Here is a 17,165-nt window from a genome sequence, read left to right as displayed (position 1 = left end):
GGTCAGAAACCGGCAGGTGCACTATGACAATATCCGATCCGCGGGCTTTTCTGACCGGGCTTTTTACCACGGCCGTTGCACGGGCAGATCCGATGCTGTGCTTGGCTGCCCATCTTCCTCCCCGCCCCAAGGGACGTCTGGTTGTGATCGGTGCGGGCAAGGCCAGCGCCCGTATGGCCGAGGCGCTTGAGGCGCATTACGGCCCCTGCGAGGGGCTGATCATCACGCGATACGGCTATAATAGACCCGTTTCCGTTGAGGTGCTTGAGGCCGCGCATCCCGTTCCCGATGACGCAGGCGTTGCGGCCACGCGGCGGTTGATGGATTTGGTTTCCAGCTTGGGCGCGGACGACCAGATTATCGCCCTCATCTCTGGCGGGGGGTCCTCACTGCTGTGCGCACCGGCAAAGGGGCTGACCTTGGCGGACAAGCAAACGCTCAACGCGGCGCTGCTGGCCTCGGGGATGCCGATCTCGCAGATGAATATCGTGCGCAAACAGGTGTCCATGGTGAAAGGGGGTCGGCTTGCCGCGCTCGCCCATCCGGCGCAAATGCTGAGTCTGGTGATCTCGGATGTGCCGGGCGATGATCCGGCCGAGATTGCCTCGGGGCCAACGGTGGGAAGTGCTGCCACACGGGACATGGCGCTTGCGGCCTTGGACCGTTGGGCCGTCACCCTGCCCGCCCATATCCGCGCGGTGATTGAGGGTGCCCCTGATCCGCTTGCCCCCGATGACCCCCGCTTGGCTGGTGCCGAATTGCGCATCATCGCCGCCCCCGCACAATCGTTACAGGCCGCAAAAGCCGAGGCCGAGGCGCAAGGTGTCGAGGTCCGCCTATTGGGTGACGCGCTAGAGGGTGAGGCCCGCGATCTGGCCGCCCAACAAGCCGCCATGGCCCTCCAGATCGCCGAAGAGGGCCATCCCCATCCGGTCTTGTTGCTGTCGGGGGGCGAATGCACCGTCACGCGTCGCGGTGATGGTGTGGGCGGGCCGAATGCGGAATATGCCTTGGCGGCTGCTGTGGCGTTAAAAGGCCATCCCCGCGTGCATGTTCTGGCCTGTGATACGGATGGCGTCGATGGCGCGGCCGAAGTCGCAGGCGCCTATGCGGGGCCAGAGACGCTTTTGCAGGAGGTGTCTGCCCCGGATGCACTGGCGAGCAACGATGCGCATGGATTTTTTGGCCGCATCGGGGGGCAGATTGTGACCGGCCCGACCCTGACCAATGTCAATGATTTCCGCGCAGTGCTTATCATGCCGCAAGCATGAAAAAGGGCGGCAAAAATGCCGCCCCCTTTGTCATTGTATCGATCGATTAAACCGCAGAGGCAATCCAAGTTGCCAATGCCGCCTTTGGCGCCGCGCCAACTTTGTTTGAAACAACCTCACCATCTTTGAACAAGAACAGCGCCGGAATGCCGCGCACACCCAGTTCAGCAGGGCTGTTGGGATTTTCATCGACGTTGATCTTCACGATCTTCACTTTGCCTTCGTATTCGGCGGAAAGCTCTTCCAATGCCGGGCCGATCTGGCGGCACGGACCGCACCATTCCGCCCAGAAATCCACGACAACGGGAATATCGGATTTGCGGACTTCGGCATCAAAGGTTGCGTCGGTAACGGGGATCGTGGCCATGACATATCTCCTGACTGGAATGTGTTTAAAGTGAAGGTAAGGGTGGCCCTAAGGAACGTCAAGGGAAGCTCGTACCTTCAAGCGCCCGCCTCACGGTATCGGGATCAACCGTCATCAGCTGGGCTGTACGTGTCCAAAGCAAGGCCACCTCGACCACGCGATCAGGATAGATCTGCGTTAGGGCGGTGTGATAGGCCCCCATCTGGCGCAAAAGACCGTCCGGTACTTTGGCCACGCTGTCCGGGATCACAAGGTTGGACTTGAAATCCACGGCCAAAACCCCTGTGTCAGAGACTAATAGCCGGTCAATGCTGCCAACCATGGGCTTGCCTTGCAAAAGGGCTGTCAAAGGCGCTTCGGCCAAGGCATCCGCGCTGAACAGCGTCGGGTGCGCGGTGATGGCGGCAGCAGCCTCGGCCAGAAGGGCATCACCATCAGGCGCATCAGGCAGCAGCGCGGCGGCGATTGCGGGCCAATCCGTGACGGGATAATTGGGTAGATGTTCCAACAAAAGATGCAACCGCGTGCCTCGGTCCATGGATGCGCGGTTGTCGTCATCGCTTGTGAAATCGCCGGGCAATGCCTTTGCCCCGCCCAGATTGGATGGGTTAAGCGCTTGTTCGGGACGGTGTTCAAGTGGCGCCGGCGCTGTGACCCATTCAGGAAGCTCCGAAGATTCAGGCTCTATTATGGCAGAACGTGCTTCATTCGGTGGCCAAATCCCATCACTCAGGGTCAGCCCACCATCAACGCGCGCTGTGGCACCGGCCTTGACCATAGCCTCTTGGATCAGCCGGTACCACACCACCGTTTCCGCATCATCATCGGATTTATCCGCGCCAATAGCGCCTGCCGCCGCCACAATCAGCCAGCTTTGGGCCCGTGTCATGGCAACATAAAGCAAGCGCATCGATTCCGCTGCATCTTGCTCTTTACGGGCGGCGCGGGCGGCCTCGATGGCCTCCGGGCTTTCGGCGCTGGGGGTTTTCCAAGCAGGGCCTTCGGGCAAGACAAAAAGCTCGTTGCGCTCACGGGACCGGTATTGCGCGGTGTCGGGCAGGATAACAATCGGCGCCTCCAACCCCTTGGCGCCATGCACCGTCATCACGCGAATACGCTCGCCCGCGCTGTCCATCTGGCGCTTCACCTCCACATCATCCGTCTGTAGCCAGCCCAAAAAGCCGGTCAAACTGGGAACATCGTTGCGCTCATAGGCCAAAGCTTGGGACAGGAATTCGTCGATCCCGTCCTCAGCCTCGGCACCCAAACGGGCCAGCAGTTTGCGACGGCCATCATGGCGGGTCAGCATGCGTTCGATCAGATCATAGGGCCGCATGAAATCTGCCTGATCGCGCAAATCCCTAAGTACAGACACTGTTTTGGCATGCTCAGGTGCGTTTTCCAAAGCTCGCCAAAGATAGCCTTTGCGCGGTTGGGCAAGGCTGTACAGCTCTTGCTCGGTCCAGCCAAACAGCGGGCTGCGCAGACATGCCGCCAGCGAAAGGTCATCTTCCGGCGTCGCCAAAAATGCCAAAAGGGCCGCAAGATCGCGCACGGCAAGCTCTGCCCCCAGTTTCAGGCGGTCGGCCCCCGCAATCGGTAAGCCAGCCGCCTTACATGCCTGAATAATCGCGCCGAAAATATCCGACCGTCTGCGCACAAGGATCAGGAAATCCCCTGCATGAACCGGACGAGTTTTCGTGCCGCCATTCACCGGAATTTGCGTGCCCGCAGCGATAGCATCGCGGATCGTTTCGGCGACCTTTTGGCCCAGCTTGGCGGCGTGATGTTCCTCTGTAACCAAGTCGACAGGGTCGTACCAGTTTTCCGGCTCCGGCTTGGTGGATTTTTCAATCACCGGCCATAAATCCACCCTGCCCGGCATGTCGGGGAAAAAGGCGATATGCTTGACCTCGCCGCCCAAGCCCTTCTCATAACGCGCGTCAAAAGTCATATCCACCAAACGCAGAACCGTATTGGAAGAGCGGAAAGAATGCTCCAATTGCAGCTCTTGCAGCGGGGTATCGACTTGATTGAGCTTGCCTTTGAAAAGGTCGCGCTTTTGGTCAAACGCTTCCACCTCAGCCCCTTGAAAGCTGTAGATCGACTGTTTTTTATCGCCCACAACGAAAATCGTGCGCGACACATCCCGCGCGCCGCTGCCGGATGTAAACTCATCCGCAAGCAGCTCGATCACGCGCCATTGGTCGGGGCTGGTATCTTGCGCCTCATCCACCAGAATGTGGTCAATGCCGCCATCGAGCCGGAACAAGACCCATTGCGCCACCAAAGGATCGGTTAACAACGCTTTGGCATAGGTGATCAAATCATCAAAATCGAGCCAGCCGCGCGCCTCTTTCCGCGCCTTATATTCAGGTAGGAAAGCCGCGGCAAAACGGTGCAAAATGGCAGTGCGCTTGGCGGCAGCAAGGGCAATACGCGCGCCGCGGGCGGCCTCTACCCGGCGCATCAAATCCTCTAGCCGATCAAGCAATTGGCCAAGTTTGGCCTGCGTCGCTTTGGTTGGAAAGGTGCCTAACTTGGCGGAAAAGGGGGATTTGGTCTTGGCCCCCGTCAGGAAAATACCCTCCATACCGGCCAAAAGTCGCAGGTCAGGGTTGGCCAGATCAAGCATGCCCAGTTTGGCCGCCGCTTTAACATCATTAGCGGAACCCGTGGCGATGATCGCGGTCGCTTCTGGTAGCCATTCTGCCTCACCGCCCAAAAAGACATCGGCAAGAATAGATGCCTCGGTTTGGCCCTCGGGTACTTCGAATAGCGCCCGACATTCGGCATCGGACAAAAACCCGTGAAAATCATTCCGGCGGTTCGCAATCTCGGCGGCCAAGGCGTTAAAATCCTCACCGGTATAGGCATTTGCAAGTGCGCGGATCACATCAGGGGCGATGTTATCGGCAAGTTCGTCAATGATTTCGTCACGCAGCAGGGCGGCGGCGCGGTCATCCATTTCCGTGAACTGCGGAGAAACCCGCGCCTCTAGCGGAAAGCGGCGCAACAAGGACGCACAAAAAGAGTGGATGGTTTGAATGCGCAAACCGCCGGGCGTTTCAATTGCGCGGGCAAAAAGCTGACGGGCGCGGGCCAAGCGCGCCACATCCACCACATCATCGACACCCAGATCCACCAATTCCTTGCGCAGGGCGCCATCCTCTTTCATCGCCCATTCACCCAAGCGCGCGAACAAACGGTTTTGCATCTCGGATGCGGCCGCCTTGGTATAGGTCAGGCACAAAATCCGTCCCGGATCGACGCCCGACAACAACATACGCGCCACTCGGTCCGTCAATACCCTCGTTTTGCCCGATCCGGCATTGGCCGACAGCCATGTCGAGGCACGCGGATCGGCCGATTGCACCTGCCGCGCGGAAGCTGCGTTGCGGATCATGTCACATCCTCCGGTTTCGGGTCATCGGTCATTTCCCATTCGCCATAACGGGCGAGGTGATCATAATCGCCCGGGAAGCGCTCTTCATGCATCGCGCGGCGCGAAACATAGCCGCGCTCGGGGTCCATATATTCGGCGATCAGCAGGTGAAGCTCCTCCCAAACCTTGCCTAACATGGCCTCATCGGGGGTGCTGGTGTCTTGTTTTGGCGACGATCCAAGCCCGATATAGGTGATGCCAGCCACCTCTCGTGGGCCGTCAAGCGCGGTGAATGCGCCGCGACTTGCCATTGCCGCCTCAAGCAGCAGCTGCTTGTCATAAAACTCTTGCTGTTTCTGGCTTGGTGGCGCGCCGGTTTTATAGTCGAAAATATGCACGCGGCCATCGGGCAGCGCGTCGATCCGGTCGGGTTTGGCGGTCAAGGTAAAGGGCAGGCCAGTCAAGGGGGCCGCGCCCTGTTCCTCAATCAGCACAGGGGTTCCGCCCAGCCGTTCCTCTACCCCCAAAAAGAAATCGGCGGCACGGTTCAGGCGCGAAAGCCACAGCGCACGGGCAGCGGGCCAGGGTACTTCTTGGGTCAAAACAGTCTCTGCGATGGCCAAAAGACGGGTGCGGGCGGCATCACGGGTTTCCTGCGCGGGCCTGCTGCGGGTGAAGTTTTCCAACACCATATGAAGCACCGAGCCGCGCAGTAACGCATCCGGTGACGGGCGCAAAGGGTTCAGCTTGAACAGCCGCAAGATATGGCGGGCGTAAATCGCATAAGGATCGCGCAGCAGGGTTTTGATGCCAGTGACGGCCAGCTTGGCAGGACGGGCAGAAACCGGCGGGCGGGGCGCGGGGCGGGGTGCGCTTGGGGCAATCGGGTTCGGCTGCTCGGCGGCGGTGGCAAGCGAAAACCACGCCTGCCCACGAGCCCGCATTTCTGCAAGCGCCTCTTGCCCACCTTGAACAGGCAAACCGTTTAGCAGGTTCGTCAGGCGGTTGACCCAACGCGAGGCAACCGTTTCTGCATCGGCATTTCGCACCGCGCGGCTGATCACAACACGCGGTGCGGCGACGGCTTGCTGATAGTCGTGCGCCGAAAGCCCGATCCGGCGTTCGGGCAGCAACAGACCCGCCTCCATCCGCATCGCGCGATTCATCCAAGGGTCGGGCGGCGGCGATTGCGGCCAGATGCCATCATTCAACCCGCCAAGTATCACCAGTTCCGCGCCCTGTACCCGTGCCTCAATCGTGCCCCAGATCATGATGCGGGGGTGGGCTTGCACGGCCTCACGAACCTCGCCCTTGTTCAAAAGCGCCTCGAACAAGTGGCGATAATCAGCGGCGGTCATCGCACCACCATGCGCGGCCTCGCTTGCCAATTCCTCCATCGTTGCCAATGCCGCAATGCCGGCAGCTTCTTTCCAAAGCTCGCTGGATTGCGCATTCGGGCCACAGGCCAGCGCCTCGGCCAATTGGCGATGCCGTGCGACATGATCCGCCAGCGAAAGGGTGCCGGCGCTTTGCAAATCATCCAGATTGCGCGCCAACCACTCTGCCCAAGGCAGCGTCTTGGGGTTCTTTTCGGCCTGCGCCCAAGCGATTAGATCCGCACCCGTAGGAAAAGCAGGGCCATAGCGGCGCAGCTTCAGTTCCAGATTGCGCGTGAAAAGAAGGTGATCCCCGCGATCAATCTCCCCCTCTTTGTCGCTGGCCGTCAACGGATGCTTCAGCAAAATCAAAAGCGTCTCGGATGTCATCCGGTCCTCGAACAGCCCAAGGATATGGCGCAGATAACGGCCCGGCGCGGACAAGGCCAAGGGACGGCCCGCGCTGTCATCAGGCAAAATCCCCCAACGGTCGAGCGCGGCCGTCACCTGCCGGGTCAGCCCTCGATCGGGGGAAATCAGCGCGGCCGTCACGCCATCTTCGGCAGCTTTGCGCAGGATCAGGGCAATCGCCATCGCCTCACTGCGCGGGGTGGGTGCCTCGATCAAGGTCATATCGGCGCAGGCGGCAGGAAGATCGGTCAGATTCTGGCCTTCGGTCAGCCATTGGTCGGTAACCGGTGCAGGGCGAAGTGACAGGGAAATCAAGGCATTACGTGATGGGCTTGGCGCGGGCGTCGCCTCCCATGGGGTGATATCAGCCGGCGTGATGCCGAACATCTGCATCAGTTTGAAGAAACGGTATTGCGGGTGATCCTCGGCGGTCAGGGCATCGCTAAGCCCTTCCCAAACCTGATGCGGCAGATCAAAGTCAAACCCCGGCAGCACAATCGCGCCTTGCGGCAGTTTCGCCACCGCCCGCATAAACAAGGCCGTCGTGCCGCGCGAACCGGTAGAGCCCGCAACGATCACCGGATCAGTCGGCGGGTTGTCCTGCCATGCGGTGGTGATCGCCTCGGCCAACATGCGTTGCCGCGTTTGGCTGTCGGGCTGGCCCATTTGACCCAACAGCTGCACGACAATGGCCATAAATTCCCGCGTGCGCGCCCAATGCGCCGAATGGTTCGCCACATCAAGCGAGGCGATGGTATCGGGCGAAATCCCCTCGCCCTGCATTTCATCAAGCAAGGTCGCAAGGCTGTCGGCAAGGTCATAAAGCGCCGAGCGCGGGGCCAGATCGGGCTGTTGTTGCAGCAGCCCCTCGATCAATTGCGCCAAAACCAGACGTTGCCGCAACGGCGACACAGCAGGCGGAAGGCCCGCCGTCGGCATGGCCGATGCGAGGTCGGTGACCAAGCGGATTCGGGGCAAGAACGTAGCCCCTTGCTGGGTGAAAAGTGCCACAATCCGGCGGCGCATCCGTGTGGTGTTGACGTAAAGCGTGACGCGGGCCATTGCCTCCGGCGAGGCGTCGGCCATGCGTTGCTTTAGGCCCGCGACCAAAAGAGCGGGGAAATCCGCGCCCGAAGGCAGGGCGAAAATTCTGGGACTGGCATCAGGGAACATGATTTAACATCTCTTCGGCGATCGCGATGCCCTCGGGGCGGCCAACATCACACCACCCGCCAGTATGGACAACGCCAAAGGCGCGCCCTTCATCAATCATCCGGTCCCACAAGATATTGAGCGAAAAGGCCTGATCAGGGATGGCTTCGATCCCCCGCGGCAAAATGATTTGGGCACCGAGATAGGCCAGCCCCGCCGCCCCCTTCGTCCGAACAATCCGGCCATCCTTAGTCAGAATGAAATCACCAGCGCCCTTGTAGCCCTTGATCCGGTTTGGCGGGGCAAGCAACAAAAGCGCATCCATCTGCGCGCCATCCCAATGGTCTTGCAGGGTGATCAGCGGGTTCGGCCCTGTCCAAACCGCGTCGGTATTCAACGTGAAAACCGGCCCCTCCCCCAGCAAGGGCAAGGCGGCACGCAGGCCGCCGCCCGTCTCTAGAATGGCATCCTTTTCCCATGAAACGGCGATGTTTTCATTTGATACCAAATGCTTGCTGATCTGCTCGGCCTTATAGTGGGTGTTGACCACAACACGCCGCAGCCCCGCGCCTTCAACCTGCTGAAGCGCGTGATCCAGCAAGGACATACCCGCAACCGGGATCAGCGGCTTGGGCATATCTGCTGTAAGGTCGCCCATTCGCGTGCCAAAACCGGCAGCAAATAACATCACCGCGTCGGCTGTGTTCCGCATTGGGTGCGTATCCTTTCAAGGGCGTCCGGTGTCGGTTCTGGCAACCAGAGGGCGCAAAAGGCGGCTAACTCTGCAAGCTCTGAATGCATAAGATTGCGTTGAAGCTGGCGCCAGACACGCGGGATCAGGGTCACATATTGCGCTTTTCCACCCTTTAGGCAAAGCCGAGCAAAAATGCCAAGGATACGCAATGCACGCTGCGCGCCGACCGTCGCATAGGCGGCCGCAAAGCTTTGCGCATCGGTGCCCCCGCGAAAACGGTTCATCATTTCGGCCTCGGTCTGCGGTGAAACCTCTCGTCTTGCGTCTTGCAAAAGAGATACCAGATCGTAGCTTGGCTGGCCCAACTGCCCTAGTTGGAAATCCAGCAACCCGACCTTGGCAAGCTCCGCGCGTTCCGGCAGCCATAGCAGGTTCTCGGCATGATAGTCGCGCAAGATAAGCACGCGCGGCCCGTCCGCATGGGCGCGCATCGCGGCCACTAGCACCGCCTGAAAACCGGCAACATCCCCGACATCGCCAGTGATCGCAAAACGGTACCACTCCAACGCAAAACCCGCGGCCTGCGCCCAATCCTCTGCGCTAAGGTTGGGCAGATTGGCGGGGGGCGCGCTGGATTGCAGGTGCAAAAGCACATCCGTCGCCGCAGCATAAAGTGCCTGCTCTTGGGCCGGATCCTCATTAATCAGACGGGCGAAAAGCGCATCGCCAAGATCCTCGATCAACAAGAAACCATTCTGCAAATCTTGCGCAAAAATGCGCGGGGCGGACAGGCCGAGCGCGTTCAGATGGCTGCCGATTGCGATGAAATCTGCCGGATCATCGCCTTTTCCGGGCGGGGCGTCCATCAAGACGGCTGTCTTCATGCCCATTTTCAACCGCTCATAGCGTCGGTCAGAGGCATCCCCTGCCAAAAATGTGCGGGTCGCATTCGCCCAGCCGGCCTCGGCCAGAAACAGCGTGGAAAGGGTTTCCCTATTGGCCATCATAGTCCGCCTTCAACTGCGCAACCAAGCCGGATCGACCGCCGGAAATCTGTGCGATGCGCCCCTCGCCCTCGGGCTTCAGGTCAATATGCAGGGCATCCGCAGGTGTGAACCTGCCCAACCGGTCAGGCCATTCCACAAGGCATATCGCAGTTTCGAACGCGGCATCAAGGCCAAGCTCCAGCGCCTCATCCGGATGGGACAGGCGGTAAAGATCAGCGTGCCAAATCTCACACTCATCCGTTTCATAGGTTTGAACAAGGGTGAAGGTGGGCGAGGGGATATCTTCGTCCCGGCCCAGCTTTTGTCGGATAAGCGCCCGTGACAGATGGGTTTTTCCGGCGCCGACACTGCCATTCAGCAATACGACATCACCCGCCTGCAAATACCTTGCCAGCAGCTTGCCCAATTGCGTAGTCGCAGCATCATCGGGCAAAAAAAGAGAGAGAAGTGCATCAGCTGACATTCGGCCAGTTTTACGCGCCGTAGAAACGGGCGCAAGGGCGAAGCCTGCCTAGCCTACCATTTTGCTGTCACCGGTGTAGGGAAGATCATTATCCTCCGACCCAGAGCCACAATACTGAAAGGTCGCCATGGTTGCCCCACCTGCAAGAGGCGCAAAACGGCAATATACAAGCCGTCCGTCAGACAGGCGTACTTTACCATCCCACAGCTCACGCGGACCGATTTGCGCGGCGAAATCTTCAACCTTGTCCCAGATCGTTGTGGGGGCCGTTGCCTCGCGCCAATAGTTGCACACCGCCGAGATACTGCCTTCATTCCCAATGGATGCAGCAGGGTCATGTCCCCAAAGCACCGAATAGGCGGCATTGGACATAACCAACACGCCCGCTGCCGAGAAAACCGCAATTGAGGCATCGACAGCATCGACCACCGCTTGTCCCAATTCCAGATCTGCGCGGTAGCGGCGGGTTTGTGACATCTCGTTCGAAATATCCTCAAACGATAGGGCAAGCGCACCATTCGGATGCGGGCGCCCGATAACCCGGTAGGTCTGCCCGCTCGATAGGCTCCAGGTTTCCTCATAATGGCCAGAGGCTGCCGCCTCCTCTATATCGGTGATCTGGTTACGCCATCTTTTGTAGTCACGCGGCTCGGGGATCATCGAATTTTCGCGCATCGCATCAAAAAACATGGTCAGCGTGGGGCGCTTGGTCAAAAGGTCAGGTGACAGCCCCGTCAGGTCAATAAGCGCCGGATTGAAAAGAACCAACTTGCGATCCTGATCGAAAATCGCAAGCCCGGTGGACAGATAAGCAAAGGTTTTCGTCAGGGTCTGCATAAAGGCGCGCAAGCCCTCTTCAGCCTTGACCGTGCTATCGGCAGGAAGGGCATAAGCCTCTTGTCCGGTCTCATCGCCGAATTGGACGATATCGAACCAATTGTCCTTTTGATCAGCGCCTCGGGCAAGTTTTTCACGACGGGTGGCTTGGGTTGTATCGTTCGGCGTTGCAAAGAGTTTGGGCAGCGGCCAGGTCAGATCTTCCTCATCCCCAAGCTTTTCCGCCACCAGATCAAGATAGCGCGCGTTGGCCCAGATAACATCGCCATTGGCCGCCATACGCCAGATCGGCAGCGGCGCCTTGGCGGTAATGCTGCGTAGTTGCGCAAGCTCATCCCGAATGGCGCGGCGGGTAAGCGGGTCAAGCCCTTGCGCAGATTTAGGCGCATCCGCATCAAGGATAGACACACGCGTTACCCCGCCCCGCAATTCCGCGCGCAGCATAAGCGGTTGGCTTTCCTGTCCCTCAGCGCTGCTCATCATCAAAACGCCGTCGGTCTGAAGCGTTTCAAACCGCTCCGCGACTCCGTCGAACCGTTGCTCCAGATAGCTAAGCAACCCCGGCCACACCGCCGCCCCATTCTGGCAGGTCTTTGGCAGCAGGCTTCGCCCTGCGGGCGTTGCATCAATCAAGATCTTGCCATCAAAGATGAACTCGGCGCCATTGCCCTTTTCAAGGAAGATCGAACCAGCACCCGGGCGCTTGTCTTTTTGCAGCACAGTCAAGCACAGCAACCCGAGACATGCCGAGAACACTCCCGTCACTACCAGCCCACCTGCGAGCAAAGGATCAAATACCACGACATTCCCTCGAGCAATTCAGAAAACCTTACTCAACCCTGAGTATATATCGTTAACGAGATGTTAAGGATGCGGGAACACTGAGGTGGAAACTACGCGATTGTGGCATTTAGAACGCAGCATTTTGACAATTAAGTCTCAATTTTGGTGTTTTCGCCCAAGACACCCTCTGAGACAGCAATGATTGCGGCCAAGGGCCAGACCACCTCGACAATGGCGCCACACCCGACAGGATGCTCATCCCTCGCGAGGAACGGGTCGGAACCGTTGCGAAAAGACAGCTCTGCGCCGGATCGCTCCAGCAGGGTTTTGGCTATGAAAAGCCCCAAGCCCATCCCCTCATATTCGGGGCGTTGTTCGTTGCGGCGTACCGATTGCCGCCGTGTCACGAAAGGATCGCCGATACGGCCGATGATTTGCGGATCAAACCCTTGACCATCATCGACCACCCTGATGGTCAACGCCTCAAGGCCCCAGCTTGCCTCGACCCAAACGGTCGTTTTTGCGAAATCCACCGCGTTCTGGATAAGGTTGCGCAACCCGTGGATTACCTCTGGCTGGCGCTGCACGCTGTGCTGGGCTGCATCGGGCGGAAGCGTGAAAACCACATCCTTGCCGCGCTCCATATGCGGCTCGGCGGCCTCGCGCAGCACTTCGGCCAAGGGGGCTTGCATTAAATGTGCATCGTTTTTCCCAGCCCGCCCCATCGACCGCAAAATATCGCGGCACCGGTCGGCCTGATCGCGGATCAACTGCGCATCATCCCGCAGGTCGGGGCTTTCCGACAGCTCCTCTATCAACTCTGTGCTGACCAGTTTTATTGTCGCCAGCGGCGTGCCTAACTCATGCGCCGCAGCCGCAACCACGCCCCCCAGTGCCGTCAGCTTTTGTTCCCGCGCAAGGGCCATTTGTGTGGCCAAAAGTGCGGTGGACATGGATTGGATCTCGGACGCCACACGGTAGGAGTAGAGCCCGAGAAACAAGATCCCGATAACAATCGCCAGCCAAAAACCAACCTCCAACAGGCCCTGAATGGTCAGCACAGTGCCATCAGCGAAATAGAGCGGGATGTTGAACACGGTCACAAAGCTGATCAGGCAGATCGCCATCACGCCAAGCAAAACCGTAGTGCGCGAATGCAGCGCCGATGCCGAAATAATGACCGGCGCAATAATAAGCAGGGCAAAAGGGTTCGTCAGCCCGCCGGTCAGGAACAAAAGGCACGAAAGCTGCGCCAAATCGAACAGCAAGACCAGCATCCCCTCTAGATCCGACAGACGCCGGTTCTTTGGATAGATGAAATAAGACAGCAGATTGGCACAAACCGACATGCCTACAACCAGATAGCAAAGCACCAGCGACAAACGCAGATCAAGATAGAAATAAGCAATGGTGATCGCCGCAAGCTGCCCGACAATGGCCATCCAGCGCAGCACAACAAGCGTATGAAGCCGCAACCGGTAATCGCCCGGTCCGCGAGAAAAGAGACCAGCGCCAGCGTTCATCATTGCATTGCCCCGCGTACATAAAACGACTATCTCCCCTGTCTAAGAGGGGGCAGGTTTGGATTCAACTTAAACTGCCCATCCTGCCCGAATGCCTGACAGGCGAACCGAAAGTGAGGAGATGCAGATGTTGAAGATTTACGCCGGGGTCGCCGTGGCCGCAGTATCCGCACTTTTAGGTGGGACCGCCTTTTGGGTGTACACCAACCAATCCGGCGATCAGTTTGCCGAATGCCGCGGCGGGCAGGTCGGTGGCGCCACGATTGGCGGGCCGTTTACCTTGGTTGATCAAACCGGAAAAACAGTCACCGATGCGGATGTCATCACCAAACCAACGCTGGTTTACTTCGGCTACACCTTTTGCCCCGATGTCTGCCCGCTAGATAATGCACGCAATGCCGAAGCGGTCGATATTCTGGAAGAAATGGGGGTGGATGTTACTCCGGTCTTTATCACTGTCGACCCGGGTCGCGACACGCCAGAGGTAATGGCAGAGTTTGCCGATATTATGCATCCCAAAATGATCGGCCTAACCGGCAGCGCAGAGCAAGTAAAAGCCGCATCACAGGCCTATAAAACCTATTTCAAACTCCACAATGATGACCCGGAAGATGAATATTATCTGGTTGATCATTCGACTTTCACCTATCTTATGCTACCTCAAACGGGCTTTGCCGATTTTTTCAAACGTGAGGTGACGGCCGATGAAATGGCGCAGCGGGTATCTTGCTTTATTAACGCAAGCTGATGCCGCTTACCGAATACAGGCGGCAATGAAAGAGGGATGGACATGTCCGAAGATCTAAGTGCGGAAATTGGGACGGATCGGTCCTTGCTTTTGGTTGATGATGACGAAGCCTTTGTGAAACGGCTTGCCCGTGCCATGGAAAAACGCGGGTTCATTCCCGAAACAGCCGAGACTGTTGCCATGGGTAAGGCCATCGCCTCCGCGCGCCCCCCCGCTTACGCCGTCGTCGACCTGCGTCTGGAAGATGGTAACGGGCTTGATGTTGTTGAAGTTCTTCGGGAAAAGCGTCCCGATTGCCGGATCGTGGTTTTAACCGGTTATGGCGCAATCGCTACGGCTGTTGCTGCCGTAAAAATCGGCGCGACGGATTATCTTTCCAAACCCGCCGATGCCAATGAGGTCACTAGCGCGCTTCTGGCGCGGGGCGATGCATTGCCTGCCCCGCCTGAAAATCCAATGTCGGCAGATCGGGTGCGTTGGGAACATATTCAACGCGTCTATGAAATGTGCGGCCGGAATGTATCTGAAACCGCGCGCCGCCTAAATATGCATCGCAGAACATTACAACGCATTCTGGCCAAACGCAGCCCTCGCTAGGTCGCAGTTTAATTTACGCGTTAAAGTAGATCAATTATATGTGCATTCGAAGTATATTGCGTATATCTTTTATATACTGTATTTGCGCTCCTCTGAGATACTGAGGAGTACCACGTTGGACATAGATCTAAATAATTTATCACTTAAAGAACTACGTGAATTGCAAGCCCAAGTCACAAAAGCGATTACAAGTTTTGAAGCTCGTAAAAAGAAAGACGCCCTAAGCGAACTGGAAGAAAGAGCCAGAACGCTTGGTTTTTCTTTGGCAGAGCTTACAGGCGCACCAGCCCCCCGCAAGCGTACCCCGGCCGAGCCGAAATACGCGAATCCCGAAAACCCATCAGAAACCTGGTCCGGACGCGGGCGCAAGCCACAGTGGTTCAAAGCGGCCTTGGCTGCGGGTAAAACACCTGACGACATAGCGCTCTAACTGCTTAAAGTTGCTCCAAAAGGTCTGCGTGCCGCGCAACAAAGGCGGCACGCACCTCTACCGGCGGGCGCAATCGGATTGACAGCTTGTGGACTTGCTGCGCTGCGCGTTTGCCGAAAATCCGATCCGCCTCTTCTGTTGTGAAGCCCGCTATTTCCACCGCTTCCAGCCACGCGGAAATACGGTCCGCCTCTTTGATCGCCTTCTTGATCATGGTCGGCAGGACAGCAGGCAAGCCAAAGCGCCGGTGGATCGCCGCCGTCAACCGATCATCAAGCGCACCGTATCCCGGACCGACAGCGGCCTTTACCGGGCTGATCATATCGCCAATCACATATTCCGGCGCATCATGCAGCAATGCGGCCAAATACCAGCGCGGTGATTCATTGGGATTGGCTTTGCGAAAGATCTCTTCGACCAGCAGGGAATGCTCGGCCACGGAATAGGGCCAATCGCCATGCGTCTGGCCATTCCAGCGGGCAACAAAGGCCAAGCCGTGCGCGATATCCTCAATCTCAATATCAACCGGCGTCGGATCAAGCAGATCTAATCGCCGACCCGAGAGCATTCTTTGCCAAGCGCGGGGCTGCTTCATAACCGTTTCCTCTGCTCGCCTTTATTTCACCAAACCCGTCTGACATTGCCCAGCCCTATCTACAATGCTATCTGACCCATAATTGAATATTTGCCAAGGAGCACGGCACATGCCGAAGGACTATATCGTCAAGGACATCGCACTGGCCGAATTCGGGCGCAAAGAATTGAACATTGCCGAAACCGAAATGCCGGGGCTGATGGCATTGCGTACAGAGTTTGGCGATTCCAAGCCGTTGCAGGGCGCGCGGATTGTCGGCTCTTTGCATATGACCATTCAAACGGCCGTTTTGATTGAAACGCTGACGGCCCTTGGCGCGGATGTGCGTTGGGCGTCTTGCAACATCTTCTCGACTCAGGATCACGCGGCCGCAGCAATCGCGGCGGGTGGCACCCCCGTCTTTGCGATCAAGGGCCAGTCGCTGGAAGAGCATTGGGATTACCTTGACCGTTCCTTCAGGTTCCCCGAGGGCGCGAATATGATCCTCGACGATGGCGGCGATGCCACGCTTTACATCCTGCTTGGCGCACGTATGGAAGCGGGCGAAGATGTGCTGGCCGTTCCCACTTCGGAAGAGGAAGAGGTGATCAAGGCGCAGATCAAGAAGCGCATCGCCGAGACCCCCGGTTGGTTCGCCAAAACCCGTGAGGCCATCAAAGGTGTCTCCGAGGAGACCACAACCGGCGTGCACCGCCTTTATGATCTGCACAAGAAAGGCCAACTGCCCTTCCCAGCGATCAACGTCAACGATTCCGTGACCAAGTCGAAATTCGACAATAAATACGGCTGCAAGGAATCGCTGGTCGATGGCATCCGCCGCGCGACCGACACCATGATGGCCGGCAAGGTTGCCGTTGTCTGCGGTTACGGCGATGTTGGCAAAGGCTCTGCTGCGTCGCTGCGGGGGGCTGGTGCCCGCGTGAAAGTGACCGAGGTTGACCCGATCTGCGCGCTGCAAGCCGCGATGGACGGGTTTGAGGTTGTGATTTTGGAAGACGTGCTCGACAGCGCCGACATCTTCATCACCACCACCGGCAATAAAGACGTGATCCGGATTGAGCATATGCGCGCAATGAAGGACATGGCGATTGTCGGCAACATCGGCCATTTCGACAATGAAATTCAGGTTGCAGCCCTGAAGAACCACAAGTGGACCAACATCAAAGAGCAGGTGGATATGATCGAGATGCCTTCGGGCAGCCGTCTTATCCTTTTGTCCGAAGGGCGTTTGCTGAACCTTGGCAATGCCACCGGCCACCCGTCTTTCGTGATGTCGGCATCCTTCACCAATCAGGTGTTGGCGCAGATCGAGCTTTGGACAAAAGGCGAAGACTATCAGCCCGGCGTCTATATCCTGCCCAAGCATCTGGATGAAAAGGTAGCGCGTCTGCATCTTGGCCGTATCGGCGTGAAGCTGACAGAGCTGAGCAAGGATCAAGCGGATTACATCGGCGTTACCGTCGAAGGCCCGTTCAAGCCAGAACACTACCGCTACTGATCGCTTTAATTCTTAACTTGCATGGCCC

14 protein-coding genes are annotated in these 17,165 nt (G+C 58.1%); 5 read left to right on the top strand and 9 right to left on the bottom strand.

The features are described from left to right. Positions 1 to 23 precede the first annotated feature (23 nt). Positions 24 to 1,271, top strand: a complete 1,248-nt coding sequence (locus tag EOK75_RS09005; protein ID WP_137193630.1) for a glycerate kinase type-2 family protein — start codon at positions 24 to 26, stop codon at positions 1,269 to 1,271. 46 nt (positions 1,272 to 1,317) lie between these two features. Here the strand turns inward: EOK75_RS09005 and trxA are convergent, their stop codons facing one another. The 8 genes from trxA to regB all read right to left on the bottom strand — a co-directional run bounded on the left by trxA (position 1,318) and on the right by regB (position 13,272). Beyond that, a complete protein-coding gene (gene trxA / locus EOK75_RS09000; RefSeq protein WP_050521877.1) occupies positions 1,318 to 1,638 on the bottom strand; it encodes a thioredoxin in 321 nt (106 codons plus the stop codon). Between the two features lie 58 nt (positions 1,639 to 1,696). Next, positions 1,697 to 5,044: a double-strand break repair helicase AddA gene (addA, locus tag EOK75_RS08995; protein ID WP_137193629.1), complete on the bottom strand. Its 3,348-nt coding sequence runs from the start codon at positions 5,042 to 5,044 to the stop codon at positions 1,697 to 1,699. Then, positions 5,041 to 7,983 (bottom strand): double-strand break repair protein AddB, encoded by a 2,943-nt coding sequence (addB, locus tag EOK75_RS08990; protein WP_137193628.1) that lies wholly within the window; start codon positions 7,981 to 7,983, stop codon positions 5,041 to 5,043. The genes addA and addB overlap by 4 nt, the downstream gene beginning before the upstream one ends. Further along, the gene (locus tag EOK75_RS08985) at positions 7,973 to 8,674 is read right to left on the bottom strand and encodes a nucleotidyltransferase family protein (protein WP_137193627.1); all 702 of its coding nucleotides are present in this window, start codon (positions 8,672 to 8,674) and stop codon (positions 7,973 to 7,975) included. Before EOK75_RS08985 ends, addB begins: the two co-directional genes overlap by 11 nt. After that, positions 8,650 to 9,660, bottom strand: coding sequence for an aminoglycoside phosphotransferase family protein (locus EOK75_RS08980; protein WP_137193626.1), 1,011 nt, complete (start codon positions 9,658 to 9,660; stop codon positions 8,650 to 8,652). Before EOK75_RS08980 ends, EOK75_RS08985 begins: the two co-directional genes overlap by 25 nt. Then, positions 9,650 to 10,126 carry a tRNA (adenosine(37)-N6)-threonylcarbamoyltransferase complex ATPase subunit type 1 TsaE gene (gene tsaE / locus EOK75_RS08975; protein ID WP_137193625.1) on the bottom strand — a complete coding sequence of 159 codons (477 nt, stop codon included), beginning with the start codon at positions 10,124 to 10,126 and terminating at the stop codon, positions 9,650 to 9,652. Before tsaE ends, EOK75_RS08980 begins: the two co-directional genes overlap by 11 nt. A gap of 48 nt (positions 10,127 to 10,174) precedes the next feature. After that, positions 10,175 to 11,764, bottom strand: a complete 1,590-nt coding sequence (locus tag EOK75_RS08970) for a PAS-domain containing protein (protein WP_137193624.1) — start codon at positions 11,762 to 11,764, stop codon at positions 10,175 to 10,177. Between the two features lie 131 nt (positions 11,765 to 11,895). Beyond that, entirely contained in the window at positions 11,896 to 13,272 is a 1,377-nt protein-coding gene (gene regB, locus EOK75_RS08965) for a sensor histidine kinase RegB (RefSeq protein ID WP_137193623.1), read from the bottom strand. 124 nt (positions 13,273 to 13,396) lie between these two features. Between regB and EOK75_RS08960 the strand changes: the two genes are divergently transcribed. The 3 genes from EOK75_RS08960 (at position 13,397) to EOK75_RS08950 (ending at position 15,044) form a co-directional block, all read left to right on the top strand. Then, positions 13,397 to 14,017, top strand: coding sequence for an SCO family protein (locus EOK75_RS08960; RefSeq protein WP_137193622.1), 621 nt, complete (start codon positions 13,397 to 13,399; stop codon positions 14,015 to 14,017). 42 nt (positions 14,018 to 14,059) lie between these two features. Then, positions 14,060 to 14,614 carry an ActR/PrrA/RegA family redox response regulator transcription factor gene (locus tag EOK75_RS08955; RefSeq protein ID WP_137193621.1) on the top strand — a complete coding sequence of 185 codons (555 nt, stop codon included), beginning with the start codon at positions 14,060 to 14,062 and terminating at the stop codon, positions 14,612 to 14,614. Positions 14,615 to 14,729: 115 nt separating this feature from the next. Continuing rightward, positions 14,730 to 15,044 carry an H-NS histone family protein gene (locus tag EOK75_RS08950; protein WP_137193620.1) on the top strand — a complete coding sequence of 105 codons (315 nt, stop codon included), beginning with the start codon at positions 14,730 to 14,732 and terminating at the stop codon, positions 15,042 to 15,044. A 4-nt stretch (positions 15,045 to 15,048) separates the two neighbouring features. On the opposite strand, the gene EOK75_RS08945 is transcribed toward EOK75_RS08950, so the two are convergent. Continuing rightward, positions 15,049 to 15,639 carry an HD domain-containing protein gene (locus EOK75_RS08945; RefSeq protein WP_137193619.1) on the bottom strand — a complete coding sequence of 197 codons (591 nt, stop codon included), beginning with the start codon at positions 15,637 to 15,639 and terminating at the stop codon, positions 15,049 to 15,051. Positions 15,640 to 15,748: 109 nt separating this feature from the next. Between EOK75_RS08945 and ahcY the strand changes: the two genes are divergently transcribed. Continuing rightward, a complete protein-coding gene (gene ahcY / locus EOK75_RS08940) occupies positions 15,749 to 17,137 on the top strand; it encodes an adenosylhomocysteinase (RefSeq protein ID WP_137193618.1) in 1,389 nt (462 codons plus the stop codon). The last annotated feature ends 28 nt before the right edge of the window (positions 17,138 to 17,165 follow it).

It is taken from the genome of Pseudorhodobacter turbinis (genome assembly GCF_005234135.1).
GTDB lineage: Bacteria > Pseudomonadota > Alphaproteobacteria > Rhodobacterales > Rhodobacteraceae > Pseudorhodobacter > Pseudorhodobacter turbinis.
This window is presented reverse-complemented; position numbering and strand designations above follow the sequence as displayed.

Excerpts from the sequence above, each read along its gene's own strand:
- EOK75_RS09005 (WP_137193630.1), top strand. The coding sequence starts at position 24 with ATGACAATATCCGATCCGCGGGCTTTTCTGACCGGGCTTTTTACCACG.
- trxA (WP_050521877.1), bottom strand. The coding sequence starts at position 1,638 with ATGGCCACGATCCCCGTTACCGACGCAACCTTTGATGCCGAAGTCCGC.
- addA (WP_137193629.1), bottom strand. The coding sequence starts at position 5,044 with ATGATCCGCAACGCAGCTTCCGCGCGGCAGGTGCAATCGGCCGATCCG.
- addB (WP_137193628.1), bottom strand. The coding sequence starts at position 7,983 with ATGTTCCCTGATGCCAGTCCCAGAATTTTCGCCCTGCCTTCGGGCGCG.
- EOK75_RS08985 (WP_137193627.1), bottom strand. The coding sequence starts at position 8,674 with ATGCGGAACACAGCCGACGCGGTGATGTTATTTGCTGCCGGTTTTGGC.
- EOK75_RS08980 (WP_137193626.1), bottom strand. The coding sequence starts at position 9,660 with ATGGCCAATAGGGAAACCCTTTCCACGCTGTTTCTGGCCGAGGCCGGC.
- tsaE (WP_137193625.1), bottom strand. The coding sequence starts at position 10,126 with ATGTCAGCTGATGCACTTCTCTCTCTTTTTTTGCCCGATGATGCTGCG.
- regB (WP_137193623.1), bottom strand. The coding sequence starts at position 13,272 with ATGATGAACGCTGGCGCTGGTCTCTTTTCTCGCGGACCGGGCGATTAC.
- EOK75_RS08960 (WP_137193622.1), top strand. The coding sequence starts at position 13,397 with ATGTTGAAGATTTACGCCGGGGTCGCCGTGGCCGCAGTATCCGCACTT.
- EOK75_RS08955 (WP_137193621.1), top strand. The coding sequence starts at position 14,060 with ATGTCCGAAGATCTAAGTGCGGAAATTGGGACGGATCGGTCCTTGCTT.
- EOK75_RS08945 (WP_137193619.1), bottom strand. The coding sequence starts at position 15,639 with ATGAAGCAGCCCCGCGCTTGGCAAAGAATGCTCTCGGGTCGGCGATTA.
- ahcY (WP_137193618.1), top strand. The coding sequence starts at position 15,749 with ATGCCGAAGGACTATATCGTCAAGGACATCGCACTGGCCGAATTCGGG.